This is a genomic window from Alkalihalobacillus sp. FSL W8-0930 (assembly GCA_037965595.1).
Taxonomy (GTDB): domain Bacteria; phylum Bacillota; class Bacilli; order Bacillales; family Bacillaceae_D; genus Alkalicoccobacillus.
Genome location: CP150183.1, coordinates 3347574 through 3373805, shown reverse-complemented (window position 1 = coordinate 3373805; position 26232 = coordinate 3347574). Strand labels below are relative to the sequence as shown.

Annotated in this window: 30 protein-coding genes; 29 read left to right on the top strand and 1 reads right to left on the bottom strand. The window is 44.3% G+C overall.

Annotated elements, in window-relative coordinates; all coding sequences use genetic code 11:
* Positions 1-80: 80 nt before the first annotated feature.
* The 26 genes from NSQ54_17590 to NSQ54_17465 all read left to right on the top strand — a co-directional run bounded on the left by NSQ54_17590 (position 81) and on the right by NSQ54_17465 (position 21602).
* Positions 81-476 (top strand): hypothetical protein, encoded by a 396-nt coding sequence (locus NSQ54_17590; GenBank protein ID WYP26118.1) that lies wholly within the window; start codon positions 81-83, stop codon positions 474-476.
* Between the two features lie 24 nt (positions 477-500).
* Positions 501-881: a hypothetical protein gene (locus NSQ54_17585; protein ID WYP26117.1), complete on the top strand. Its 381-nt coding sequence runs from the start codon at positions 501-503 to the stop codon at positions 879-881.
* The gene (locus tag NSQ54_17580) at positions 874-1233 is read left to right on the top strand and encodes a hypothetical protein (GenBank protein WYP26116.1); all 360 of its coding nucleotides are present in this window, start codon (positions 874-876) and stop codon (positions 1231-1233) included. Before NSQ54_17585 ends, NSQ54_17580 begins: the two co-directional genes overlap by 8 nt.
* Before the next feature lie 70 nt (positions 1234-1303).
* Positions 1304-2374 (top strand): peptide chain release factor 1, encoded by a 1071-nt coding sequence (gene prfA / locus NSQ54_17575; GenBank protein WYP26115.1) that lies wholly within the window; start codon positions 1304-1306, stop codon positions 2372-2374.
* 61 nt (positions 2375-2435) lie between these two features.
* A complete protein-coding gene (gene prmC, locus NSQ54_17570; protein WYP26114.1) occupies positions 2436-3251 on the top strand; it encodes a peptide chain release factor N(5)-glutamine methyltransferase in 816 nt (271 codons plus the stop codon).
* Between the two features lie 53 nt (positions 3252-3304).
* Positions 3305-3952: a stage II sporulation protein R gene (spoIIR, locus tag NSQ54_17565; protein ID WYP26113.1), complete on the top strand. Its 648-nt coding sequence runs from the start codon at positions 3305-3307 to the stop codon at positions 3950-3952.
* Between the two features lie 57 nt (positions 3953-4009).
* Positions 4010-4465, top strand: a complete 456-nt coding sequence (locus tag NSQ54_17560) for a hypothetical protein (protein WYP26112.1) — start codon at positions 4010-4012, stop codon at positions 4463-4465.
* Positions 4466-4669: 204 nt separating this feature from the next.
* Entirely contained in the window at positions 4670-5713 is a 1044-nt protein-coding gene (locus NSQ54_17555) for an L-threonylcarbamoyladenylate synthase (protein ID WYP26111.1), read from the top strand.
* A gap of 208 nt (positions 5714-5921) precedes the next feature.
* Positions 5922-6464, top strand: coding sequence for a manganese efflux pump MntP family protein (locus NSQ54_17550; GenBank protein ID WYP26110.1), 543 nt, complete (start codon positions 5922-5924; stop codon positions 6462-6464).
* A 72-nt stretch (positions 6465-6536) separates the two neighbouring features.
* Complete coding sequence (locus tag NSQ54_17545) at positions 6537-6971, top strand: low molecular weight protein arginine phosphatase (protein WYP26109.1); 435 nt, start codon at positions 6537-6539, stop codon at positions 6969-6971.
* A gap of 18 nt (positions 6972-6989) precedes the next feature.
* Complete coding sequence (locus tag NSQ54_17540) at positions 6990-8288, top strand: HAMP domain-containing methyl-accepting chemotaxis protein (protein WYP26108.1); 1299 nt, start codon at positions 6990-6992, stop codon at positions 8286-8288.
* A 67-nt stretch (positions 8289-8355) separates the two neighbouring features.
* Positions 8356-8793, top strand: coding sequence for a ribose 5-phosphate isomerase B (gene rpiB, locus NSQ54_17535; protein ID WYP26107.1), 438 nt, complete (start codon positions 8356-8358; stop codon positions 8791-8793).
* Positions 8794-8805: 12 nt separating this feature from the next.
* The gene (locus NSQ54_17530; GenBank protein WYP26106.1) at positions 8806-9354 is read left to right on the top strand and encodes a TIGR01440 family protein; all 549 of its coding nucleotides are present in this window, start codon (positions 8806-8808) and stop codon (positions 9352-9354) included.
* A 134-nt stretch (positions 9355-9488) separates the two neighbouring features.
* Complete coding sequence (gene glyA, locus NSQ54_17525; protein WYP26105.1) at positions 9489-10742, top strand: serine hydroxymethyltransferase; 1254 nt, start codon at positions 9489-9491, stop codon at positions 10740-10742.
* A gap of 498 nt (positions 10743-11240) precedes the next feature.
* The gene (upp, locus tag NSQ54_17520) at positions 11241-11870 is read left to right on the top strand and encodes a uracil phosphoribosyltransferase (GenBank protein ID WYP26104.1); all 630 of its coding nucleotides are present in this window, start codon (positions 11241-11243) and stop codon (positions 11868-11870) included.
* Between the two features lie 117 nt (positions 11871-11987).
* Positions 11988-14231: a S8 family serine peptidase gene (locus NSQ54_17515; GenBank protein ID WYP26103.1), complete on the top strand. Its 2244-nt coding sequence runs from the start codon at positions 11988-11990 to the stop codon at positions 14229-14231.
* A gap of 257 nt (positions 14232-14488) precedes the next feature.
* A complete protein-coding gene (locus NSQ54_17510) occupies positions 14489-14725 on the top strand; it encodes an AtpZ/AtpI family protein (GenBank protein ID WYP26102.1) in 237 nt (78 codons plus the stop codon).
* A complete protein-coding gene (locus NSQ54_17505; protein WYP26101.1) occupies positions 14715-15104 on the top strand; it encodes an ATP synthase subunit I in 390 nt (129 codons plus the stop codon). The genes NSQ54_17510 and NSQ54_17505 overlap by 11 nt, the downstream gene beginning before the upstream one ends.
* Before the next feature lie 18 nt (positions 15105-15122).
* Entirely contained in the window at positions 15123-15857 is a 735-nt protein-coding gene (gene atpB, locus NSQ54_17500) for a F0F1 ATP synthase subunit A (protein ID WYP28584.1), read from the top strand.
* Positions 15858-15928: 71 nt separating this feature from the next.
* Positions 15929-16150, top strand: coding sequence for a F0F1 ATP synthase subunit C (atpE, locus tag NSQ54_17495; protein WYP26100.1), 222 nt, complete (start codon positions 15929-15931; stop codon positions 16148-16150).
* Between the two features lie 88 nt (positions 16151-16238).
* Positions 16239-16730, top strand: a complete 492-nt coding sequence (atpF, locus tag NSQ54_17490) for a F0F1 ATP synthase subunit B (GenBank protein ID WYP26099.1) — start codon at positions 16239-16241, stop codon at positions 16728-16730.
* Positions 16727-17275 carry a F0F1 ATP synthase subunit delta gene (locus NSQ54_17485; protein ID WYP26098.1) on the top strand — a complete coding sequence of 183 codons (549 nt, stop codon included), beginning with the start codon at positions 16727-16729 and terminating at the stop codon, positions 17273-17275. The genes atpF and NSQ54_17485 overlap by 4 nt, the downstream gene beginning before the upstream one ends.
* A 23-nt stretch (positions 17276-17298) precedes the next feature.
* A complete protein-coding gene (gene atpA, locus NSQ54_17480; protein WYP26097.1) occupies positions 17299-18813 on the top strand; it encodes a F0F1 ATP synthase subunit alpha in 1515 nt (504 codons plus the stop codon).
* Positions 18814-18854: 41 nt separating this feature from the next.
* On the top strand, positions 18855-19718 hold the full coding sequence (gene atpG, locus NSQ54_17475; protein ID WYP26096.1) for an ATP synthase F1 subunit gamma: 864 nt from the start codon (positions 18855-18857) through the stop codon (positions 19716-19718).
* A gap of 32 nt (positions 19719-19750) precedes the next feature.
* Positions 19751-21169, top strand: a complete 1419-nt coding sequence (gene atpD / locus NSQ54_17470; GenBank protein ID WYP26095.1) for a F0F1 ATP synthase subunit beta — start codon at positions 19751-19753, stop codon at positions 21167-21169.
* Between the two features lie 31 nt (positions 21170-21200).
* Positions 21201-21602, top strand: coding sequence for a F0F1 ATP synthase subunit epsilon (locus NSQ54_17465; protein ID WYP26094.1), 402 nt, complete (start codon positions 21201-21203; stop codon positions 21600-21602).
* A 530-nt stretch (positions 21603-22132) separates the two neighbouring features.
* Here the strand turns inward: NSQ54_17465 and NSQ54_17460 are convergent.
* The gene (locus NSQ54_17460) at positions 22133-23119 is read right to left on the bottom strand and encodes a nuclease-related domain-containing protein (GenBank protein WYP26093.1); all 987 of its coding nucleotides are present in this window, start codon (positions 23117-23119) and stop codon (positions 22133-22135) included.
* A gap of 155 nt (positions 23120-23274) precedes the next feature.
* On the opposite strand from NSQ54_17460, the gene NSQ54_17455 reads away from it, so the two are divergent.
* From NSQ54_17455 to NSQ54_17445, 3 genes are all read left to right on the top strand, one after another.
* Positions 23275-24813, top strand: a complete 1539-nt coding sequence (locus tag NSQ54_17455) for a BCCT family transporter (GenBank protein ID WYP26092.1) — start codon at positions 23275-23277, stop codon at positions 24811-24813.
* 315 nt (positions 24814-25128) lie between these two features.
* Positions 25129-25362: a DUF1146 family protein gene (locus tag NSQ54_17450; protein WYP26091.1), complete on the top strand. Its 234-nt coding sequence runs from the start codon at positions 25129-25131 to the stop codon at positions 25360-25362.
* Between the two features lie 95 nt (positions 25363-25457).
* Positions 25458-26219 (top strand): YwmB family TATA-box binding protein, encoded by a 762-nt coding sequence (locus NSQ54_17445; GenBank protein WYP26090.1) that lies wholly within the window; start codon positions 25458-25460, stop codon positions 26217-26219.
* Positions 26220-26232 lie beyond the last annotated feature (13 nt).

Sequence of the window (26232 nt, the reverse complement as noted above, 5' to 3'; positions counted from 1 at the left end):
GCCTCCCACATAAAATCTATCTTTCTATTTGTACTATAATTTGGAATCCTGTATAGTCGGGGTAAACTGGGGGTGTTCGTGTGCTCACATTAAAATATCATGTGATTCTTATTCCTTTGTTCTTTTTCTGTTTATGTCTGATTGCTGGAATGGATTGGCTAAGAACGATTCTTTATACTGCGGGCATTATAATCGTGGCGGTCATTTCCTACCACGTTCAGTCAGGGGTGTGGGGAGAATGGGCGAGTAAACGATTGCGGAACACCTTGCTTAATTCGTTATTCTGGATTGGAATCATCATTTGGATATGGGTTGTAGAACTTCCGACTCCTGAATGGCGCCTCAACTTGGCAACTGCCCTCATCGTACTATTCATCGTTTTTCAAATCATCGACGCCTTCATCTGGTACAAAAAAGAACAGCGTGAAATACTGGAAATGGAAGAACGAAACCGTAAGTCGTGTGAGAACGTATAGTTAGTTAAAAGGGGGGCATTCCAATTGATTAGTCAGAAGAAACAGCTATTCTTTCTACCTTTTATTATTATTATACTATTATTAGTTTTGGATGCTGAATGGATAAACATCTTAATTATGGTCGGTGCAGCAACGCTCGGAGCGACACTTGGCTATCATGGCCAGTTTGGATTATGGGGAGCTTCCTCAAAAAGTAGGTTCACAGCGTCAAAGGTTCTCATTTTAGTAGGAATGGTACTTCTCATTTTTATTTGGATCCCTAATTTTATAGATCTTTCACTTTGGAGAAAAATTACAGCAACTACACTTGTTCTTTTAATCAATACGTTTGAATATATCGATTCCTACCTCTGGTACAAAAAAGAACAACAGGAGCTACATAACAAGGAGATGCAAAATGGTTAGTGAAAAAACGTATTCAATTTTATTATCGGTTTGGCTCGTTGCGACAGTCTACCTTATAAATGGAAGTTTCTTTTATGCATTATTTGTAAGCGTTGTGATTTTTGTAGCTGGTAAAATTGGGAAGGGTACAAATTTTGGTCCGGGAAAGCAAATTCCAGAAAGGCGCTTTAAGCTGTCAAAGCTTTTCCCGATTTTTGTTGGGGCGATCATTGTTTTATTGTGGCTTCTAATTGAGGTGCCACTCTGGAGACTGCTCCTCCTCACAGTCCTTCTTACAGCCCTCGCCCTCTTTGAACTCATTGACGCCTACCTCTGGTACAAAAAAGACCGGCACGCCTCGGGGTCACGTTGACCGGGGGGTGCCTATATACTATACTTAGAACGTTATGCTATGAACGGATATTAGATTATGAGGTGAAGACATGTTTGATCGTTTGCAGTCTTTAGAGGACAGATATGACCGGTTAAATGAATTATTAAGTGATCCAGATATTATTAGTGATACAAAGCGTCTGCGCGAGTACTCCAAGGAGCAGTCTGGGCTTGAGGATACGGTTCAAGCGTACCGTGAATACAAGGAAGTGTCGGAGCAGCTAAAAGATGCGAAGGCGATGATTGAAGAGAAGCTGGATGATGAGATGTACGCGATGGTGAAAGAGGAAATCTCTGAGCTTTCGTCTCAATCCCAGGAGCTTGAGGAACGCCTGCGTATTTTACTTCTGCCTAAGGATCCGAATGATGATAAAAACGTAATCGTTGAGATTCGCGGTGCAGCCGGTGGAGACGAGGCGCAGCTATTTGCGGGTGACCTTTATAAAATGTACCACCGTTTTGCAGAGGCTCAAGGGTGGAAGATTGAAGTCATGGAAGCGACGACAACAGAGCTTGGTGGATACAAGGAAATTATTTTCATGGTGAATGGAAATGGTGCCTATTCCAAGCTGAAGTATGAAAACGGAGCACACCGTGTGCAGCGTGTTCCTTCAACGGAGTCTGGTGGTCGGATTCATACGTCTACAGCGACAGTTGCGGTTCTTCCTGAGGCGGAAGAGGTTGAGGTTGAAATCCATGAGAAGGATATTCGTGTGGACACATTTGCTTCAAGTGGCCCGGGTGGACAAAGTGTAAACACTACGATGTCAGCGGTTCGTTTAACACACTTACCAACAAGTACTGTGGTTTCCATGCAGGATGAGAAATCTCAGATTAAAAACAAAGAAAAAGCAATGAAGATCTTACGTGCGCGTGTGTTTGATAAGATCAATCGTGAAATCCAAGCTGAATACGATGAAACACGTAAAACAGCGGTTGGTACGGGAGATCGGTCTGAGCGAATCCGTACGTACAATTTCCCACAAAGCCGGGTAACGGATCACCGTATCGGCTTAACATTGCAAAAGCTGGAGCAAATTTTGCAAGGAAAGCTTGATGAAATTATTGATCAGTTGATTATGGAAGAACAGTCTGAGCTGATGGAACGGGCTGAAGACTAAGATGAGCCAAACGATACACGAAGCCCTCCGTTGGGCTTCTTCTTTTTTGGAGGAGAGAGACGTGGAAACAATGGCTGGTGAATGGCTGCTCCGCCATCACCTGGGCGTTGACCGCGCAGGTTTGTTTGCACGTTTTCACGACGAGATGCCAGATGACCTGTTTCGCACGTATCAACAGGATGTCCACATGCTTGGAAAAGGTCATCCGGTTCAGCATCTGATTGGTCATGAAGAATTTTATGGTCGCCCGTTTCAGGTATCGGGTGATGTTCTTATTCCACGACCGGAAACTGAAGAGCTCATTGTCGCAGTTCTTGAACGAAGAAAGGCCGTCTTTCCGGATGCTACGGCACTTGATGCGGTTGATGTTGGAACGGGCAGTGGTATTATTGCTACTACCCTAACGCTTGAAGATCCATCACTAAGCCTTTCAGCCGTCGATATTTCGGAAAAAGCACTGGCTATGGCGAAGAAAAATGCAGCTACGCATGGGGCAGAGATCAGCTTTTACCAAGGAGATCTGTTGGAGCCTTTTATTCAAACAGGACAAACGTTTGATATCATCGTGTCCAATCCGCCTTATATCCCTGAATCAGATCGGCCGACACTTGCTGTTCATGTACGGGAGCATGAGCCAGAGCTTGCCTTATTTGCAGGTGCTGATGGTCTTGATTGTTACCGAAAGCTAACGGAGCAAATCAGACAAGTCGCTAAGCCGCGTGCTCTGGTTGCATTTGAAGTGGGTGCAGGTCAAGGAGAAGCCGTGAGACAGATGCTGCAAACAGCTTTCCCGAAAACAACAACCGAGGTCCGTTTTGATATCAACAAAAAGGATCGCATTGTTCTTGCATACGGAGATTTTGTCGAAGAGTTATAGGTTTAGAGCCAGTCTATCCCGACCACAATAGGGAGGAAGGGATGGTGCTGGTCATGAAACCACAAGCTATTATTTATCTATTATTCTCTTTTTTCGTATTAATCATAAGCTGGGAAGACCAAGGAAACCAAGCAATTGCTGCGTTTCATCAAGAAGTGAGCCAAGAGGATGCCATTCGTTTACGTATCCTTGCAAATAGCGATTCTGTTGCAGATCAAAAGCTAAAGCGTGACATTCGTGATCAGGTGAATGCCTCCATCACTGAGTGGGTAACAGGAATTGAGTCAAAGCAGGAAGCAATGGAAGTCATTGAATCAAATCTTGGTGAAGTGGAAGCCATTGTGGAAGCTGAGCTTGCAGCCAAAGGGCTTAATCAAGAATATCATGTTGATTTCGAACAAGTAGACTTTCCGACAAAGCTGTATGGTAATCTTGTGTATCCTGCTGGAGAGTATCAAGCGGTGTTAATTACACTTGGCGAGGGTCTTGGGGAAAACTGGTGGTGCGTATTGTTCCCGCCATTATGCTTTATTGATATGGATCAAAGTAATGCAGTGCCACAAGAAGAAGCAGAAGAGGTTGAAGTAGTAGAAGAGACAGAAGAGGAAGTTGAGGTTTCGTTCTTCTTCGTCGATTTCTTTAAAGGATTGTTTGATAGTCTGTTTGGTGATGATACAACAACCGTTGCGACAAATCAGTAATACGAGAGACAAGCCCCGCATAGGATGGTGCAAAGACCTAAAAAGGGGCGTATCCGAATGACAATGGTATTCAGACAGGCTAGAGATCACGATCTACTCCATATTCAACGACTGCTTGCACGCGCAGGACTTCATGAGGACGATGCAAGAAACATTACCAGCTTCTTTTTAGTAGCTGAAACCATAGATAATGAGATTGTAGGAATCATTGGACTTGAACCAGCTGGTGAGTATGGGTTGCTGCGATCTCTTGTGCTTGAAACGGACTATTTTACGCCTGCAAAAGGCATGGGCTTTCTAGAGGCTGCTTTGGCGTATGGCCGTAAGCTTGAATTAAAGGAAGTCTATTTATTAACAAGACAAGCTGGTGTGTTTTTTGAACAATTGCAATTCAGGCAGATGAAGCTTGAACATGTACCTGATGAAATAAAACGATTATCACATTTTAAACAATCGGAAAATAAAAACGTGTCGATTTTTGCCTGTGAATTACTTGAACAATCATGTGAATAAAATGAGGAACTGACGGCTTATCTACAGGTTATCCACAGGTGTGGGTAACCTTATTCTCGTTAGGAGAACAGATGTTTTTATTTTATTTTCACTACGAATTTAGTAGACTAAAACCGTTGATATAAAAGGACTTAGGCAGAATACGCAGACAAATTTGACAAAAGGCAATCCAAATCACAGAATAGGGAGGATAGGAGCTGTGCTATGAGTTATATACAGACAAAACGATGGAATGTGAATAAGTCAGCAAATCTTCAGAATATAGAAAGCGATCTACAAGAAGCGGCAAAATGTATCAAAGATGGACAGGTTGTCGCGTTTCCGACCGAGACTGTGTATGGACTTGGAGGAAATGCCTTGGATCCCGAGGCGGTCACGGATATTTTTAAAGCAAAGGGACGTCCGAATGATAATCCGCTAATTGTTCATATCGCCACACGTGAAGGACTCGAGGAATTGGTCACAGAGGTCCCGCCAATCGCTGAAAAGCTCATGGACGAATATTGGCCAGGCCCGCTTACGCTTATCTTTCGTGCAAATGACAAGGTCCCAACCAACGTGACAGCGGGACTCTCAACGGTTGCGATCCGTATGCCATCCCATCCAGTTGCGCGTGAGCTTCTTGAAAAGTCAGGAGTACCTGTGGCAGCGCCAAGTGCCAATCTGTCGGGAAGACCAAGTCCAACCACAGCGGATCATGTATGGACGGATCTTGAAGGGCGGATTGCTGGTGTTGTGGACGGGGGAGCAACAGGTGTTGGTGTCGAATCCACGGTTCTTGATATCAGTGGCGAGGTGCCCATGATTCTTAGACCTGGTGGCATAACAAAGGAACAGCTGACAGAGGTCTGCGGGCATGTGGAGTTGGATCAGGCACTTATAGACGATGGACAAGCGCCAAAGTCACCCGGGATGAAATACACCCACTACGCGCCAAAAGGAAGCTTAACGCTTGTCTGTGACCGGACACTGATCCAAGAGCTTGCCACAAGCGCACGATCCGACGGAAAACGAGTCGGAGTCCTTACAACGGAAGAACGCGTAAATCGTTACGATGCAGATTTTGTCTACGCCTGTGGAACAGACGGAGATCTCTCTACAACGGCTGCGCTTCTCTACAACGGACTTAGAGCCTTCGATGACCAAAAGATCGACATCATATTCTCCGAGGTCTTTGACGAGACCGGCGTAGGAGCAGCCATCATGAACCGTCTCGAAAAAGCTGCCGGTGGACGGATGATTAAATAAAGTAAATAAGAAAAAGGCGAATGATTCAATGACCGAATCATTCGCCTTTCGTCATTTATAACAAAACGAGCGAAGGATTCTCCCGCAGCGGATTTATTGCACTATTCACTTTTACTTTATTCAGCCTATCCCCTCTCCTCAGATAGGTTGTCTATTTTTCCTTGTCCATGCATACATTCAAGTAGCATGTTCAAGGAGTGAGTAAACAATGAGTGAATTTGTGACGATATTAATTATGTCAGCAGCACTTGGAATGGATGCCTTTTCCGTCACGCTTGGTATGGGAATGCTCGGACTGCGTGGCCGCCAGATTTTCCGGATTGGTTTAACAATTGGCTTGTTCCACGTAGCGATGCCGCTCCTCGGAATGGCTACTGGTAAATGGCTCTCAACCTACTTTGATATGGTAGCCATTTATATCGGTGGAGGCCTGCTTTTATTAATTGGCCTGCAGATGATTCTCTCTGCCTTTTCAACAGAGGATAATTCGTTTTTAAAGCCGGTTGGCTGGGGGCTTATGGCTTTTGCAGTCAGTGTTAGCCTTGATAGTTTTTCAGCGGGGTTAAGCTTCGGCATTCTTGGGGCAAAGACGATTCTAACCGTTGCGTTGATTGGATTTGTCAGCATGGTGCTGTCATGGCTTGGGCTTTTAATCGGGGCGAAGTTTCAAAAGTATATTGGCATTTACGGCGAGCTTCTCGGAGGGTGTATCCTCATTGGGTTTGGGATCAAGATTATGTTTCCGCTTTAATGTGCAAGAGATGTTAGAATAAGGACAATACTTTATTTTGTGGGAAACAAAATGAAAAAGGGGATGTCCATCATGAAAAATATTTTATTTGTATGCACAGGAAACACGTGTCGTAGCCCAATGGCTGAATACCTTTTAAAAGAACAAGCGGGGGATAAGCTTTCTGTTCAATCAGCGGGAGTGACAGCTTGGCCGGGGGTTCCGATGTCAGAAGGGACACAGCTGGTACTCAATGAGCGTGGGATTCGCCATCAGCATGTGTCACAGCCAGTGACAGCTGAATTAATTGACTGGGCCGATATCATTTTAACGATGACAACTAGTCACAAAGACATGCTTGGGATCAGGCATCCGGAGGCATCAGAAAAAGTCTACACATTAAAAGGGTACGCTGAAATGGGCGGAGATATTGGCGATCCGATCGGCGGACCAAAGGAAGAGTATGATCAAGTGGCGCGTGAGCTCGATCAAAGCATTAAAAGGTTACTTCAAAAATGGAATAAGTGAGCATAAGGGGATGTTGAGTTGGACCAGGAAAAACCATCATATCGATTTAGTCTCCGCAAGAAGCTAGTCCTTGGCGTAAGTGGCTTGGCACTAGTTACATATGGAATTAGCGCGTTATTTATCTTTGTTTTATCCGATTATTTAGCAGAGTGGCTTGGAATAAATAGTGAAGTGTTTACCATCTTAACGTTGGTTGCTGGTATCCTATGGACAGGAATTCTCTGCTTTTTCGCAGCTGGCTATATCACGAAGCCTCTTAACCGACTAGAAGCTTCTGCCAGAAAAGCCGCCGCAGGAGATATCCAGGAGGATGTGTTACTGACAGGCTCGGATGACGAGATCCGCGCACTAGGCGAAGCGTACAATGAAATGCTGTTAAACCTGCGTAAAATGGTGAAGGATATCGACTCGAGCTTTCTGGAAACGGAAGAACGAGTGAGTCATATGACCGAGTCCTCTGAGCTTGCTTCCTCGCGAGTGAAGCAAATGGAGGGGACGCTCCAATCCATCTCAGAAGCAGCTGTGGGATCAGCAGAGGTTAGTCGCAAAAATGCGGTCTCAATGAATGAGGCAAAACAGATTGCTGAGCAGGTGAAAGGGCGAGCCGATCAATCACGCACATCTTCTAAACAGCTTGTAAATAATTTAAATGAAAGCAGAAGTGTCATTAAGAACTTAGTAGAAGGCATTCGCTTGCTTGCAGAAAATAACCAAGCCTCTCTCGGTGCGGTTAAAAAATTGGAAAATCAGGCAGGTGAAGTGGGACAGATCATTTCGCTTGTTGGTGAAATAGCCGGTCAAACAAATCTTCTTGCGTTAAATGCTTCCATTGAAGCAGCGCGTGCAGGAGAGCAAGGGAAAGGCTTTGCGGTTGTAGCAGAGGAAGTGCGGAAGCTGGCGGATGAGAGTGCGCAGGCAGTGGCAAGCATCACGGAGCTTGTACATACGATGCAATCAGAAGTGAAAAATGTTGTTCGCCAGATTAGTGAACAAGTGGCTGAAGCCAATGAACAATCAAAGCAGGGCGAGGAAACCAGTCGTACGATGAAAGAAATGACTCGTGCAGTAGACGAAGTAGCGGCCGTCATTTCGGAGATCACGGGAATGGTTGATAAGCAGATGAAAGCCATTCAAATTACATCAAGGGCATCGGAGGAAGTGGCTGCCATTGCTGAGGAGACATCACGTGATTCCACCAGTGTCACCGAGCTTGCCAACGATCAAACTACGACCATCGCAGATACCGCAAAAGCAGCACATGAACTATCAATTCAAGCGAAGAGATTGAAGACCTCGATCGAAAGGTTTACAATATAGATACAGAAGAAAAGCGCCTAAGACCGATTTAGGCGTTTTTTTAAATCTAACGAGGGTGGGAACCTTTATGAAAATCGCGATTGCTTCAGATCACGCAGGATTTGAATTGAAAGATAGTATCAAATCACTAATCAAAGAGTTAGGACATGAATACGAAGACTTTGGTCCGGATTCAACCGCTTCTGTTGATTATGCAGATTACGCCTTTCCGGCGGCTGAAAAGGTAGCCGATGGCACATTTGATCGCGGCATTTTAATTTGTGGGACAGGCATAGGTATGTCCATCTCAGCGAACAAGGTTAAAGGCATCCGCTGTGCGCTTGTTCACGACTTATTTACAGCAAAAGTAACACGCGAGCACAACGACAGTAACATGCTGGCAATGGGTGAGCGCGTAGTTGGACCTGGAGTTGCAATAGAGATTGTGCGTATATGGCTAACAACTGAATTTGAAGGCGGGCGCCATGCAAATCGCATTGGAAAAATTTCAACTTACGAGTGCTAGGAGATACGGATGATGAGTTCACTACCTGAAACAATCACGTTATCACTTGCAAAGCTATTAGAAGATCTGCATCAAGCAAAACCACTCACGTCTAATGACTTGCTTGTGATTGGAACAAGTACAAGTGAAGTGATAGGTGAACATATTGGTACAAATGGGTCACAGGAAGCAGCGATAGCAATCTATCAAACGCTCCTTGCCTATCAAAAGAAAACAGGTGTGGCGCTTGCGTTTCAATGCTGTGAGCACCTGAATCGTGCGCTTGTTGTTGAAGCAGAAACGGCAAAAGCGCGAATGTACGAGCCTGTATCTGCTGTTCCTGTTCGCAAAGCGGGAGGAGCGATGGCAGAATACGCTTTTTCGCAGCTTGAGAACCCTGTTTTAGTAGAAGCAATTCGTGCGGATGCTGGCATTGATATTGGAGACACATTTATCGGAATGCATTTAAAATCAGTGGTTGTACCGGTCAGAAGCCAAGTGAAAGAAATTGGAGCGGCCCATGTCACAATGGCGATCACCCGTCCGAAGCTAATTGGTGGCGTACGAGCTGTTTATGAATAAGAAAAGCAGAATGATTTTTATGGAAGTCCGCAAATTTTACGGAAATAAGCCGAAATCTATGATAGTATATAGATGAATCTAATTAGAAACAGTCTAAAACCGAATGAGAGCGGTTTTTGAGAGGGGAATGGGTAATGGAGAATCTAAAGAAGCAAGATCCGAAAATTCTAGAAGCGATTAATTTGGAGTTAGGTCGTCAGCGCGACAAAATTGAATTAATTGCATCAGAAAACTTTGTTAGTGAAGCGGTAATGGAGGCTCAGGGTTCTGTATTAACAAACAAATATGCAGAAGGTTACCCAGGGCGCCGCTATTATGGTGGCTGTGAATATGTTGATATCGTTGAAGAAATTGCTCAAGAGCGAGTAAATGAAATCTTCGGTTCGGCTTACGCAAACGTCCAGCCCCACTCAGGAGCACAAGCGAACATGGCTGTTTACTTTACCGTTCTTGAACAAGGAGATACGGTTCTAGGAATGAACTTGTCTCACGGTGGACACCTCACTCACGGTAGCCCAGTAAACTTCAGTGGCGTTCAATATAACTTTGTTGAGTACGGTGTAGACCAAGAAACGCAACGCATCGATTATGATGTTGTTCGTGAGCTTGCAGTTGAACATAAACCAAAAATGATCGTGGCTGGTGCAAGTGCATACCCACGTGAAATTGACTTTGCTAAATTCCGTGAGATCGCTGATGAGGTAGGCGCATACCTAATGGTCGACATGGCGCACATCGCCGGACTTGTTGCAGCTGGCCTTCACCAGAATCCAGTTCCACACGCACATTTTGTGACATCAACAACGCACAAAACATTACGCGGACCACGTGGCGGAATCATCCTAACAAACGAAGAAATGGGCGAAAAGTTCGGAAAAGCCCTAAATAAATCAATCTTCCCTGGTATCCAAGGTGGACCACTTATGCACGTCATCTCAGCAAAAGCTGTTGCATTTGGTGAAGCCCTACAACCAGAATTTAAAACATACGCACAAAACATCATCAATAACTCAAAACGTCTTGGTGAAGTGCTACAATCTGAAGGAATTAACCTAGTATCAGGCGGATCAGATAACCACCTACTGCTGATGGACCTTCAATCTCTTGAACTAACAGGAAAAGTAGCTGAAAAAGCACTTGACCACGTTGGTATCACAACAAACAAAAACACGATTCCATTTGATCCTCAAAGCCCGTTTGTAACAAGCGGTATCCGTCTAGGAACAGCAGCTGTTACATCACGTGGATTTGACGAAGAAGCAATGGAAGAAGTCGGAAAACTCATCGCTCTCACACTTAAAAACGTCGACAACGAAGAAGTTGCCGAGCAAGTGCGTACGCGCGTAGCTGATCTAACAGCGAAGTATCCGATGTACCCGAACCTATAAGATCTTAGTGCGCCTCCTCCCATCGTGGGAGGAGGTTTTTTAGTGGGCGAGGCGTAGGGAGATAGAACCGAAATGAAATAAGGACAAAAATGAACATTTTTTATTTTAGTAAGAACATTTGGAGCGGGAGCAAGGAGAACGGGAAGGATATCAAGAAGCGGAGAGCCTTACCAAGGAAAACGTCAAGTTTACTAAGGGAAAGCGGGGGTCCAATCAAGAAGAGAGGGCTGATAGCAAGAAGAGCGGTGCTCGGACCAAGATGGGAGGGGCGTTAGCAAGAAGAACGAGCCGGATAGCAAGCAGCGCGCAGAGCACAGCAAGAAGAATGAGTTCAAAACCAAGACCCCCCCACACATAAATATGTAAAAACCTCAACATTATTTAGTTAAACCCTCTACCTACACCCTTCTCCACGGACATTTAAGGATTGACACTTGAACAAGGAGCTTGTTTCCGCTAGAATGCTTTAAGGAAAGTTCAATTTAAGGAGCGATGGCCATGAGTAAAGTATTTGTTTTCGATCACCCTCTCATTCAGCATAAATTATCATATATTCGTGATAAAGAAACGGGCACGAAGGAGTTTCGTGAGCTGGTAGAGGAAGTTGCGGCGCTGATGGCTTTTGAGATTACACGTGATTTATCACTTGAGGAGACAACGGTGGAAACGCCAGTTGGTCCGGCGAAGGCGAATCGTATTGCTGGTAAGAAGCTTGGTGTGGTACCGATTTTGCGTGCGGGTCTTGGGATGACAGACGGAATTTTACGTATGATTCCTGCGGCTAAGGTAGGTCACGTTGGATTATACCGTGATCCAAAGACACTAAAGCCAGTTGAGTATTATGTGAAGCTACCTAAGGATGTGGAGGAGCGTGACTTTATTGTCATTGATCCGATGCTTGCAACGGGTGGTTCTGCGATTGATGCGATTTCAGCGATTAAGAAGCGCGGGGCTACAAGCATTAAGCTAATGTGTCTTGTTGCTGCACCTGAAGGGGTTAAGGCGTTAAATGAAGCTCACCCTGATGTGGATGTTTATCTAGCAGCAATGGATGAAAAACTTGATGATCACGGATATATTGTTCCGGGTCTTGGTGATGCTGGTGACCGTCTTTTCGGTACAAAATAAGAGAAATTAATCAAAAAGACACAAACGTATTCAATGCGTTTGTGTCTTTTTTTGTGCATAAGGAACTACACTTTCCCTCATACTAGTTAGGATACAAAAGGCATGGGAGGTGAGTGTTTGAAGAAGCGTTGTGTATGGCTACTACTGATTTTGTGCGTCTTGATGCCGATGCAGGCGGAGGCAGAGGTATTGTATCCGAATTTACCTGTGCAAACATCTGTCACAGAGCCGGCGGAAGAAACGATTGTGATCGTGGCAGCTGAGGATGGCACACTGGATCAGGTAAAGGCAGAGGTTTCGGCTCAGATTCCAGGAAGCTCGATTCGAAAAACGTTTTCCACGTTATATCATGGGTTTTCGGTGAGTCTTCCTTCTACAGAGGTAGATCGGGTAAAGTCGCTTCGTCACGTAGAGCGGGTGGATGAGATTGCGACGTATCATGCGGCGCTTGAGGAAAGTGTTCCGTTTATCGGAGCGGGATCTGTACGAGGAATGCTGGATGCGGATGGCCACCGGTTAACGGGTGAGGGTGTAAAGGTAGCGGTCATTGATACGGGCATTGATTATACTCACCCTGATCTTATGCGTAATTTTAAGGGTGGATATGATCTCATTGATTCCGATGATGATCCGATGGAGACGATTGCCTCCCAAGGTCCACCTACACTGCATGGAACTCATGTGGCGGGTATCATTGGAGCAAACGGACGGGTGCAAGGAGTAGCGCCAGAGGCGGAAATCTATGCGTACCGTGCGCTTGGTCCAGGTGGACAGGGAACAACGGAACAAGTGATTGAAGCGATTGAAAAAGCGGTGTCGGATGGTGTGGACGTGTTGAATCTTTCTCTTGGAAACACCGTAAATGGTCCAGACTGGCCAACGAGCTTAGCTTTAGATAAAGCAGTAGAGGAAGGTGTGGTTGCTGTTACATCGAGTGGAAACAGTGGACCGGCGATGTGGACGGTTGGTTCTCCAGGAACGGCTGAGAAGGCAATCTCTGTTGGTGCCTCGGCCCCGCCGATGCAGACACCTTATATAACCATTCCGAGTAAGGATAAGGAATTGCCGCTTCATGCGTTAAAAGGAACCGAGCGTTGGACCTTAAGACGCGATTTTCAATATGTTGATGCCGGGTTTGGTTTGCAGGATGACTACAATGAAATTGATGCGAATGGAAAAGTGGTTCTTGTTAAACGGGGACGGATTTCATTTGAAGATAAGATAAAAATCGCTAAAGAAGCAGGAGCAATTGGCGTATTGATTTATAACAATACATCAGGCTCATTTGCTGGAGGAACGGAGAATCCCTATCAACTTCCTGCGGGAACGTTAAGTCAGGAAGATGGAGAGTGGTTGGTAGAAGAACTTGATTCCCCGCATACACCAATTATTCGAACCGTGTATCGAAAGGAACAAGACTTTTTAGCGCCGTTTAGTTCACGAGGTCCTGTGACGTTTTCATGGGAAGTGAAGCCGGATCTGGTTGCTCCAGGAATGAGTATTGACAGTACAGTGCCAGGGGGATATACAGGTCTTGATGGCACAAGCATGTCATCACCACATGTGGCTGGGGCAGCGGCTTTACTTGTGCAGGCTCATCCGGACTGGACACCTGAACAAATTAAAGCAGCGTTAATGAATTCAGCAAAGCCTTTAATGAATAAAGAGAACGAGCTGTACGCGCCACACGAACAGGGAGCAGGCCGACTTCAAGTAGACAAGGCGTTGGCACTTGATACGCTTGTTTACCCCGCAGCGATTACATTTGGGAAATATGCAAAAACAGACATACGCGAAAAGCGTTCTGTCACCATAACTATTGAAAATCAAAGTGATCAAACAAACACGTATCACATTGATCCTCCATTTGTGCTACTTGATGGGATGGAGTGGCAAGCACCTCCAGCTGTCACATTAGGTCCTAAGGAAAAAGAAGAGGTCACGCTGTCATTAGACTTAATGCCTTCTATTCTGGGTGAAGGCATTCACTATGACCAGATTCGAGTAACTGGAGGGAAGGAAGACATTCTTGTTCCTTATATCCTCTTTATGGAAGAACCAGATTATCCACGAGTGATGGCTTTCCAATTTGCTCATGGGGACAAGCCGAATACGTACAGATATGAGTACTACCTGCCTGGAGGCGCAGAAGAATCAGGGATCGCTCTTTATGACCCGGATACGTTTCAATTCCTAACTTATTTAGAAACACGAGATCATTCCGACAGGGGAATGGTTCAAGGTGAGGTCACAGAAGTAAGCCTGCCACCAGGAACATACAAAGCACTCGTTTACGCAAAACAAGAAGGTCAGCAGGACATTATTGAGTCTATGATCCAGATAGAAGAAGAAAAGGAATAAAAAAGTACTCAGGAGAAAGCGTTTTCTCTTGAGTTTTTTTTGAAAGCAACGTACACTTATGAAGTGTCTCTTGGAAAATCTTACAGGCAATATGGCTAAAGTGTGAACAATTGTGAAGAACCTTGGGAACCTCTTTTGTTTCAGGGCAAAACACCGTTGACACAAGGGTTTCGCTATTGTACGATAACTAGGGACAAATGATAAGGGTTACATATTAACGCTCGTTTTCTATGTTTTTTTATTGTTTGGAGGCTAAGATGCCGAAGCAAAAATCGACGAACCTTTGGAGAACAGCAGGATTAGTTTCAATGATATCCTCATGTTTGGTTGGAGGAGTGGTTGGTGGCTTATTTCTTGGCTTGTGGCTTGACCGTAAGTTAGGAACGATGCCATTGTTTCTAATCATCTTTCTGTTTATTGGACTCTTAACAGGCTGTTACGGGATGTATAAGGTGATTCAGCCATTTTTAGGAGACGGTGATGATGACAGGTGAACTTGAAACAAATATGAAAAGATATGCGACGATACTTGGAGTATGCGCCGCTATTTGCATGACGGGATATTTTGCTACCTCGTTTCGTATCTTGTTTCTAAGTCTTCTCGCTGGTTTAGCTGCAGGACTTGTGAATCTTGTATTGAACTTTGTTGATGCAAAAATCATAGGGTATGTTGCTTTGAAAAAGAATCGTGTGATGTCATTGCTCGTTGGAGTGAACGTCATCTTGCGTATCCTTGTACCAGTGGCTGTTGTGTATCTAGCAATTATACTTCCACAATGGTTAGATGTCAGATTTGTTTTGGTCGGCTTTTCATCCGTATACGCTATGCTATTCATTGACAGCGTACGAAAATTTTTTTCTAAAGAGAGGTGATGGTGTGTGGAGCATGTAATGGCCAAATGGGAAATATATGGACTTACTTTCCATGCCTCAACGATACTCATGTCGTTTGTCGCAAGTTTAATTATATTTCTACTCTTCTTTATTGGCACACGCAATTTATCTGTTCGTCCTGGGAAGCTACAAAACTTCTTAGAATGGTCAGTAGACTTTTGTCGAAACATTATAAAAGCGAATATGAGTTGGGACGTAGGCGGCCGTTTTATTGCATTGGCTGTAACACTACTATTCTACGTATTTGTTAGTAATATGCTAGGGATTCCTTTTGAGATTTACAACAAGGAAACGCATGAGGTTTGGTGGAAATCTCCAACATCCGATCCGGCATTAGCTCTTTCTCTTTCTGTTTTTGTCGTATTGCTAACACATGTTTATGGCATACGTATTAATGGATTGAATGGTTACTTAAAAGGTTACGTAACACCTGTTTGGGTGCTGCTACCATTTAAGATCATTGAGGAAATTGCAAACATGCTAACGCTTGGTATGCGTCTATTTGGTAACATCTACGCAAAAGAGATTCTGATGATTCTCATTGTTACATTTGGTGTTTCCGGGTTTGGCATTGAGGGAGCAGGACCGTTAATGTATATTTTATCTGCAGTGACTTCCCTAGTTCCGTTAATTATCTGGCAAGCATTCAGTATTTTCATTGGTAGCTTACAAGCATACATATTTGTCATGCTAGCAATGGTGTACATGTCTCATAAAGTCGAGGCACATTAATCTATTAACACCGTCCGATCTTTGGACAAACTATATAATAAAAAACTATTTTACTAGGAGGAACATGAATTATGTTATTTTTAGGTATTGCTCTTGCAGCAGGTTTCGCCGCTATTGGTGGTGCGATTGCGGTTGCTATCATCGTTAAAGCAACTCTTGAAGGTGTAACTCGTCAACCAGAACTTAAGTCAACACTTCAAACACTTATGTTTATTGGTGTACCATTGGCAGAGGCTGTGCCGATCATTGCGATTGTTATCTCAATCCTAATGCTTTTCGGAATCGGTGGTTAATTAGTACGATCGTATAATAATGGCGACTGTGTTCATTTCTTGAACCTTCGCCATTCCTTATGTATAGCGACGAAAGGAGTACACAATCATGGGATTTGAAATACCATGGGGTTCAATTGCTGTTCAATTAATTGGTTTTGTTATTCTACTTGCGTTACTGAGCAAATTTGCTCTTAGACCTCTACTAGGCATCATGGAGCAACGTGAGAAATTAGTGAACGACCAAATTGATTCAGCGGAACGCAATCGTAAAGATGCGGAAGAACTTCTTAACCAGCAGCGTGAAGAATTAAACAAAGCGAAAAAAGAAGCGCAAGGAATCATTGAAAATGCAAAGAAACTAGGCGAGCAGCAGGGGCTAGATATTGTCAAAGCCTCGAAAGAAGAAGCTCAGCGTATGAAAGATACAGCGATTGCTGAAATCCAAAATGAGAAAGACCAGGCTGTTGTGGCTCTTCGCGAACAGGTCGCGTCTTTATCAGTCTTAATTGCCCAAAAGGTTATTGAGAAAGAATTGGATGAGAAGGCTCAAGAACAGTTGATTCAAGACTATCTTAAACAAGCGGGCGAAGAGCTATGAGCAACCAAGCGGTAGCAAATCGTTACGCGGTTGCTCTTTTTCAATTGGCTCAGTCAAAAGGTACACTTGATCAAACGGGCGAAGAGCTAGAGGTTATCCAATCCGTTTTACAAAGTACTCCTGAGCTTGAAAAGACGATTCAACATCCTAAAGTTACACTTGTGGCGAAGCAGAACGTCATCAGAAGCAGCTTTGAAGGTAAAGTAGGGCAGGATGTTTTAAATACATTACTCCTTTTACTTGAGCGTCAGCGCTTTTCGATTGTCCCTGAGTTATCTAAAGCCTACAAGCAGTTACATCATGATTTGTTAAATATCGCAGAAGCAACTGTGTACTCTGCGAAGCCTTTAACAAATGAAGAATTAAAGCAAGTTGAGATCATCTTTGCTCCTAAAGCGGAGAAAAGTCGTCTCATTGCAACAAATAAAGTAGACACGGAGCTGATTGGTGGACTTAGAGTTCGCATCGGCGATCGCATATATGACGGTAGCATCAAAGGTCAATTAAACCGTCTAGAACGAAACCTGTTAGCAGGAAATCGGTAGCAAATAGTGAGGGGTGAATCAAAATGAGCAGCATTAAAGCTGAAGAAATTAGCTCGCTGATTAAGCAGCAAATTGAGAACTATGAAGCAAATGTTGAAGTTCAAGACGTTGGTACGGTTATCCGCGTTGGGGATGGAATTGCGTTCGCTCATGGTCTTGAGAATGTAATGGCTGGTGAATTACTTGAGTTCTCAAATGGCGTTATGGGTATGGCTCAGAACCTGGAAGAGAACACGATTGGTATCATCATTCTTGGTCCTTACCTTGGTATTCGTGAAGGTGACGAGGTTAAGCGTACTGGCCGTATCATGGAGGTTCCAGTTGGAGAAGAGCTTCTTGGACGTGTTGTTAACTCACTTGGACAGCCAGTTGATGGACTTGGTCCAATCAACACAACAAAGAGTCGTCCAATTGAAGGAAATGCACCTGGTGTAATGGATCGTAAGTCTGTACACGAGCCACTTCAAACAGGGATTAAATCAATTGATTCCATGATTCCAATTGGTCGTGGTCAGCGTGAGTTAATCATCGGTGACCGTCAAACAGGAAAAACATCAATCGCGATTGATACAATCCTGAACCAAAAAGACCAGGACATGATCTGCGTATACGTTGCGATCGGTCAAAAAGAATCAACTGTGTCAAACGTTGTAGAAACACTTCGTCAACGTGGTGCGCTTGATTACACAATCGTTGTATCTGCTGGTGCATCTGACCCAGCACCAATGCTTTTCCTATCTCCATACACTGGGGTAACTATGGCAGAGGAGTTCATGTATAACGGCAAGCACGTTCTTGTGATCTATGATGATCTTTCTAAACAAGCTGCAGCTTACCGTGAAATGTCCCTATTGCTACGTCGTCCTCCAGGTCGTGAGGCATTCCCAGGGGATGTATTCTATCTTCACTCTCGCTTACTTGAGCGTGCAGCGAAGCTAAGTGACGATAAAGGCGCTGGTTCAATCACAGCTCTACCATTTATCGAAACACAAGCTGGTGACGTATCAGCATACATTCCAACAAACGTAATCTCAATCACAGACGGACAGGTCTTCTTACAATCTGACCTATTCTACTCTGGTGTACGTCCAGCCGTTAACCCGGGTATCTCTGTATCCCGTGTCGGTGGATCTGCTCAAATTAAAGCAATGAAAAAGGTAGCGGGTACACTGCGTCTTGATCTTGCTTCATACCGTGAGCTAGAGGCATTCTCTCAATTCGGATCAGACCTTGACGCTGCAACACAAGCGAAGCTGAACCGTGGTGTACGTACAGTTGAGATCTTAAAGCAAGACCTAAACAAACCAGTTCCAGTTGAAAAGCAAGTAGCAATTCTGTTTACGCTTGTTAATGGATACTTAGATGATATTCCAGTTAAAGATGTTCTTCGTTTTGAAGCAGAACTATTTACATTCTTTGACCACAACAAAAAAGACTTGCTTGATCATATTCGCACAACTGGTAACCTACCTGACGATGGCGAATTTAGAGCAGCAATTCAAGAGTTCAAAAAAGGATTTAACGTTTCTGAGAGCTAAGGCGATCCAGACCCAAGTTTTGAATAAAGGTGGTGAAATGAATGGCTTCATTGCGTGATATAAAAAACCGGATTACGTCCACGAAGAAAACAAAACAAATCACACGGGCAATGCAAATGGTTGCAGCTTCTAAGTTGAACCGTGCGCAGGATAAGGCACAGTCCTTTGACCCTTACGTGAAAAAGATTCGTGAAGTAGTTTCAAGTATGGCTGCAAGTGGCTCTGATGCGACACATCCATTGCTTGAACAACGTCCGGTAAAGAAAACAGGTTATATCGTTATCACATCCGACACGGGACTTGCCGGCGGATATAACAGTAACCTGATTCGTAGATTAACAAAAACCCTTAATGAGCGACATAACTCTACGGATGAGTATGCATTGATCGTGATTGGACGAATTGGCCGTGACCTTTTAAAAGGACGTGGACTTCCAATTATCCAAGAAATGATTCAAGTGGCAGACCAACCGGAGTTCAGTGATATTAAGAATCTAACAAGTACGACTGTTGAAATGTTTGCTGATCAAGTGTTTGATGAGTTATACATTTGGCATAACCACTTCGTGAACCCGATTTCTCAGATCCCGACAGAAAGCAAAGTATTGCCGCTTGCGGGACTTGAGGATGAACAATCAGGCGCGGGTGCGTCGTACATTTATGAGCCAAACGAACAAGCCATTCTTGACCAATTGCTGCCTCAATATGCAGAAAGCTTGATTTTCGGTGCTCTGCTTGATGGAAAGGCCAGTGAATTTGGTGCAAGAATGACAGCGATGAGTGCTGCAACGGATAATGCAAACTCTATGATTGATGACTTAACACTTTCCTATAACCGTGCACGTCAGGCGGCTATTACGCAGGAAATCACAGAAATTGTCGGTGGAGCAGCCGCTCTCGAGTAGATAGGAAGCCGATCTAAATAGGAGGGAAAAAGATGAGCACAGGGCGTATTATTCAAATTACAGGGCCTGTTGTTGACGTTCAATTTGTCGATGGCAACCTTCCTTTAATTAACAATGCCTTAACCGTAAATCAACAAGGTGGCGCATCAGGTGCGGTTGAAGTTTCCGTAACCTTAGAAGTTGCCCTACACCTTGGTAACAATACTGTTCGTACGATTGCAATGAGCTCAACAGACGGACTTGTTCGTGGAACAGCCGTTGTTGACACAGGTGCACCAATCTCTGTACCAGTTGGGGAAGCGACACTTGGTCGTGTATTCAACGTACTAGGTGATGAGATTGACCTTAAGTTCAAAGATCCAGTAGAAAGTGGCGTTCGTCGTGACCCAATTCACCGCGAAGCACCTGCTTTTGATGAGTTAACAACAGCTACTGAAATCCTTGAAACAGGAATCAAAGTAGTAGACTTACTTGCTCCTTATACAAAGGGTGGTAAGGTTGGACTATTTGGAGGAGCGGGAGTAGGTAAAACCGTTCTTATCCAAGAGCTTATCAACAACGTTGCCCAAGAGCACGGCGGAATCTCTGTATTCGCTGGAGTTGGAGAGCGTACGCGTGAAGGAAATGACTTGTACCATGAAATGACAGATGCCGGCGTTATCAAGAAAACAGCGATGGTATTCGGTCAAATGAACGAGCCACCTGGTGCCCGTATGCGTGTAGCACTAAGTGGATTAACAATGGCAGAGTACTTCCGTGATGAGCAAGGCGCAGACGTACTACTTTTCATTGATAACATCTTCCGTTTCACACAAGCAGGTTCAGAGGTTTCTGCCCTACTTGGACGTCTTCCATCTGCCGTTGGTTACCAGCCAACACTAGCAACTGAGATGGGTCAATTACAAGAGCGTATCACAAGTACGAAAAAAGGATCTGTTACATCGATCCAAGCAATCTTCGTACCTGCCGATGACTACACGGATCCAGCACCAGCAACAGCGTTCGCTCACTTGGATGCAACAACAAACCTTGAGCGTAAGCTAACAGAAATGGGTATCTACCCAGCTGTGGATCCGTTAGCATCAACATCTCGCGCGCTTTCTCCAGAAGTTGTAGGAGAAGAGCATTACTCTGTAGCACGTCGTGTTCAGCAGACACTTCAGAAGTACCGTGAGCTTCAAGACATTATCGCGATCCTAGGAATGGAAGAGCTATCTGAGGATGACAAGCTAGTCGTTGCACGTGCGCGTCGTATCCAGTTCTTCCTAAGCCAGAACTTCCACGTAGCGGAGCAGTTCACTGGTCAAAAAGGTTCGTACGTACCACTTAAAGAAACAATCAAAGGATTCAGCGAAATCCTTTCAGGAAAATACGATGATCTGCCAGAGGACGCATTCCGTCTAGTTGGCCGCATTGAAGAAGTGGTTGAAAAAGCAGGCCAAATGGCGTAATGCCACGACCTGCTGAAAAGGAGGGGATTTAATGCCAACTGTTCAAGCCAGCGTCGTCACACCCGACGGCACTGTATACGAAGGTGACGTCGACATGGTGGTTGTTCGAACTGTTGAAGGTGAACTTGGTATCTTACCAAACCATATCCCGCTCGTTTCGCCACTTGCCATCGGCATAGCCCGAATGAAAAAAGGCTCATCCGAAGACAGAATCGCGGTCAGCGGCGGATTCGTAGAAGTACGACCGGATAAGGTTACCATTTTAGCAGAAGCATCCGAACGACCGTCTGATATCGACGTCGACCGCGCCCAACAAGCCAAAGAACGCGCCGAAAAACGAGTAAACGCCGGAAGCCAAGACGGCATCAACACCGTCCGCGCCAAAGCCGCCCTCGAACGTGCTCTCAACCGCTTGAAGGTCGCTGGGAAATAAGGAATAAGGAAACCGCCCTTTTGGAGGGCGGTTTTTTTGTGTGGGGTGAGGGGGAGTGGAGCGTGGATAGATGCGATAGACCTGCGGATCCATGCGATGGAGCGAGGATCGATGTGATAGCCCCGCGGATCCATGCGATGGAGCGAGAATCGATGTGATAGCCCCGCGAATCCATGCGATGGAGCGAGGATCGATGTGATAGGCCCGTGGATCCATGCGATGGAGCGGGGATAAATGCGATAGCCCCGCAGCTCTATGCGATAGAGCATAGATTAATGCGATAGGCTCGCAGATCCATGCGATAGAGCATGGATAGATGTGATAGGCCCGCAGATCCATGGGATGGAGCGAGGAAAGATGCGATAGCCTCGCAGATCCATGCGATAGAGCATGGATAAATGCGATAAAGCTCAGATCCACGTGAACCGCCACGAAAAATGATGCGATAGTTCCCGGAACTTACTCCAAATCACTCCCTGGCCTGCAAACACCATTCAATAGAATGTGCCTCAACACCCACGCCTCTGCTTTTACTTTAATCTTAATGGAAGAGTGAGATGGTAATAACAATGCTTATTTTTGTGTGTTCGTTTTACATCAAGTCTTTTTAATAATTGATAGGCAACAGCACTCGAATCAATCTGCAGGTAGTCTCGTAATTCTTGATTGGATATAGTCGGTTTGATCAGCAGAAAATAGTCTTCGAGCGCTTGCACATGGGCTGTTTTAGAAGTTGTATTACAGTGTTTACACGTCCAACGTCCACTTTTAGATTGTCGAATCATGTGTGGCTTGTTACATTCAGTACAGAAGACGCCTTTGATAAGACTCTGCGGGTTAAGGTTATACGATTCAAGGATGGGAGAATAAAGTGGGGTATGTGATTGGATTAACTTTTTGATCAATTTTCTACAGGTGGAAGAGATCGTTTGTTTTCTCCCGTTAAGGCTGAACTTTTTAGAAATCTTCTCCAACCTCGGCACAATCCCTTCTGCATGAATGACTCTACTTAAGGAACGTTTACCTTCCTCAGTTGCATGAATGATCGTTGATGGATGAGCAAATACAAGTACTGATTCAATGGGGAGTAGAGGAAAGCTGTGAGATAACAACCACCCCGAAAGCTGACTTTGTTGCCGCCTAATCTGATTCAGCGGATTCGGCATAACAACCTCTTCGCCCTTCCACACCCGAACCATCTGCCCCAACTCATCCCGAAACTGAAACCGCCCGACCAGATTCTTCACTTCAACAATCACCAGAACATGCGGCGTCACCACCAGGCAGTCGATTTGAAAATAGTATCCATTCTCTCCTCGTAACCGCAAGTCGTGCAACACATGATACGCCTCTCCATCCAAAAAGCTCAGGTGATAATCGAGATTCTGCTCACCTCGATAGCCAGATTCATACACATTCAAATCCTCTTTCAGCTTAGCTGGTACGGAGGCCATTCGCCGTTCAATTGCTCGTAATTGCTGAAGTTTCCATGGAATAACTCTTTCTTTTAAGGTCATACTACTATCACTTCCTTTCCCTTACTACATAAGGTTGCTTAGCGGCACAAAAATAAAATTCTCCTCTATTCGACATAAAAAAGGATTCAAAATATTCATTCGGGGTAAGTATGATACGATGGTTGCTTATTACGAAAATCAACTGGAGGACATTCATGAATCGCAGAGATTGGAGTAAGACTAAAGAGATGTTGAATTGGCCAGTGTTCCTAATTAGTGGGGGATTGCTGCTGGCTTTTGTCTTATTCTCTTTATTTAACGTAAGTTGGACGTCGAAATATGTGGACGCAGGCTTTGATTTAGCGATCCGTTATTTCGGTCCGTATTGGCAAGTTCTACTGATTGCAACATTTTTAGTGGGAGCCTACATTGCTTTTTCTTCGAGTGGTAATGTGGTTCTGGGTAATTTGAAAAAACCGGAGATGAGTTTTTACAAATATTTAGCCATTATTGTAACGACTGGACTCGGAGCAGGTGGGGTGTTCTGGGCTGCATCAGAACCGATGTATTATTTCATTGATACGCCACCCGTATTTAACGGAATTGAGGGTGGAACAGAGGCGGCTATTGCCCCTGCGCTCGCTCAAAGTTTCCTATCCTGGGGATTTACCGCATGGTCGGTGTATGGTGCCATTAGTTGTATCGTGATTATGTACGCTCACAATCATCGAGGCATGCCACTGAAACCTCGCACCTTGCTTTATCCGATTTTCGGAGAAAAGATTAAGAATAGTGCCTGGGGAACTGTTGCAGATGTTGTTTGTATTATCGGAGCTGCCGCTGGAACCATTGGTCCAATTGGATTTTTGGGATTACAGGTGAGTTACGGTGTCAATGTGCTGTTTGGCTGGCCAAATACATTTATGACACAAGTGATCATTATTCTAGCGTTAAGTTCAGTAGTTCTGCTTTCTACAATCACTGGTATTGAAAAAGGAATTCAAATTCTTAGTAGTTTAAATGTAAGAGCAGCTCTTGTCATTGCTGTTGTTTTACTAGTGTTTGGACCCGGAGGATTCCTTGTAGATTCATTTATCACGTCTACGGGATTTTATCTCAATGAGTTTATAACGATGAGTACCTTTAGAGGCGATAATGCGTGGTTAGGATCGTGGACCTTGTTTTTCTTTGGCTGGTTTATCGGTTTTGGACCGCTTGTTGCACTTCTTGTTGCTCGCGTCTCACGGGGACGCACCATTCGAGAGATCTTTCTAGTGGTCGCGGTGTTAACACCAATTATCACAAATATTTGGTTTACAGTGCTTGGAGGAAGCGGAATTCATTATGAGTTAAACAACGCAGGTAGTATTAGTGGCCCACTATTTGAAAATGGTCTACCGGCGGCAATCATTGCGATTGCTCATCAGATGCCATTCGGCACGATTATGCCATTTGTCTTTCTACTACTCACTACTTTGTTTGTTGTAACAACGGTCGATTCAATGTCCTACTCACTCGCAATGAGTGTGACAGGTGTTGGGAACCCTCCTAAACCTGTGCGAGTGTTTTGGGCTGTCATTATGGCAGTTATTGCTATTATCTTGATCAATATCGGAGGAGGGGGAATTGGAGCCCTACAATCATTTGTTGTCATTGCGGCCGTCCCTGTGTCCATCTTGATGCTACCACTTCTTTGGCACGCGCCGAGAGTGGCCAGAATTCTTGCAAAAGAACAAGGCTTCATAAAAAAATAATGACAAAAAAAGGCGATGTGACAGTAGTTCACACGTCTTTTTTGAATTTTAAGATTAAAGATAAGGACTTTAGGGTAGTAGAAGAGAGGGAAGAAAGTCACGTTTTTTGTGTAAATAAAAAAGCGTGTCTCAATTTGTCAACTTTTAAACATTATTTTAGAATTCAACAAAGAATTGATGTAGCTTTTTTAAAGGAATTCCGTTATAGTTGAGTGTGGATTGTTTCATCATATAATCCATTATTAACACTTGCTTTAACATGTACGGCAAATAATCTTACAGCGATTCATTCTGTAAGAAAAGGAGTTTTTGAAGGTGACTGATGGTTTTGGACAGGACGCACTGATTCAGATTGTTGTGAATCTTATGTTCCTGGGGCTATCCTGGTGGGCATTGCAAAGCTTTCGGTTTGATTTGTTTGTAAGGGAACCAAAAGGACCCCAAGCAATCATGCTCAGACTACTTACAGCCCTAGCTCTTGCATACCTAGTAAGCCGCTTTTTTCTTGATTACCTTCAAGCATCCAGATTGCTCCAATATTTGTGGTAATGCTGTCGAAAGGTGACTCTAACTTCCATGTATGCTTAGCCTTGTAACGGTCAAACTGTTAGTAATAACAGTTTAACGAAAAAGGGGCGGTTTTCATGGGATGGCTGAAGGGTCTGTTGAGCTTACTTATTATGTCTTCTGCAGTGGTGTTTTATACAAACTCGGACAATACGCAAGCTGAACGGGACATTCAACCAATTGAAACGATCCTCGAACTAGTTGATTACGGTGATTTGGCTCTAAAAGAATGGCAGGTGCTTGCAAGGGACGTTCATGGAACGATTGAATCAAAAAATATGTTCCAACAACACGTACATAAGCTTAGTGATCAGCTTGAGGGCTGGAACCAAACGTATTATGATACTAGCGCAACAGAATGGACAGCTGAATTTCAATTGACTTCTAAAGGTGGCGTAACAGAATCCATACGTCTGATGGCGTACCCGGATAATGGAACCCACACACTGGCTTCAACGTATAAATTAGTTGGATCACGTGCGACTGATTGGCATACATACAAGCTGGAGGAGCAATTACAAGATCGCTTGCTGCTATTTTCAATGGACACGGCATCGCTTTTTACACAAGTACAAGGCACTCAGGATGCCCTTACTCACAAAAATGATTCTCTATTGGATCAAGCTCATCTGTACATGGAGAAACTTGATGCAAACGAGGTAGAAGCTCTAACAGAAGAAACGTTTGTCTCGGTATCCGCATATACTACTGTGTGGAAGCACCAACTGAATACAGGGGACCAAACGATGAATGTCCAGATTGCTCTAAGAAGCGATGAAGCTTTGGGCGAGGGGACAACTGTGACAATAGGAACGCCTATTATTACGACTGAATATTGATGATATAGAAGAG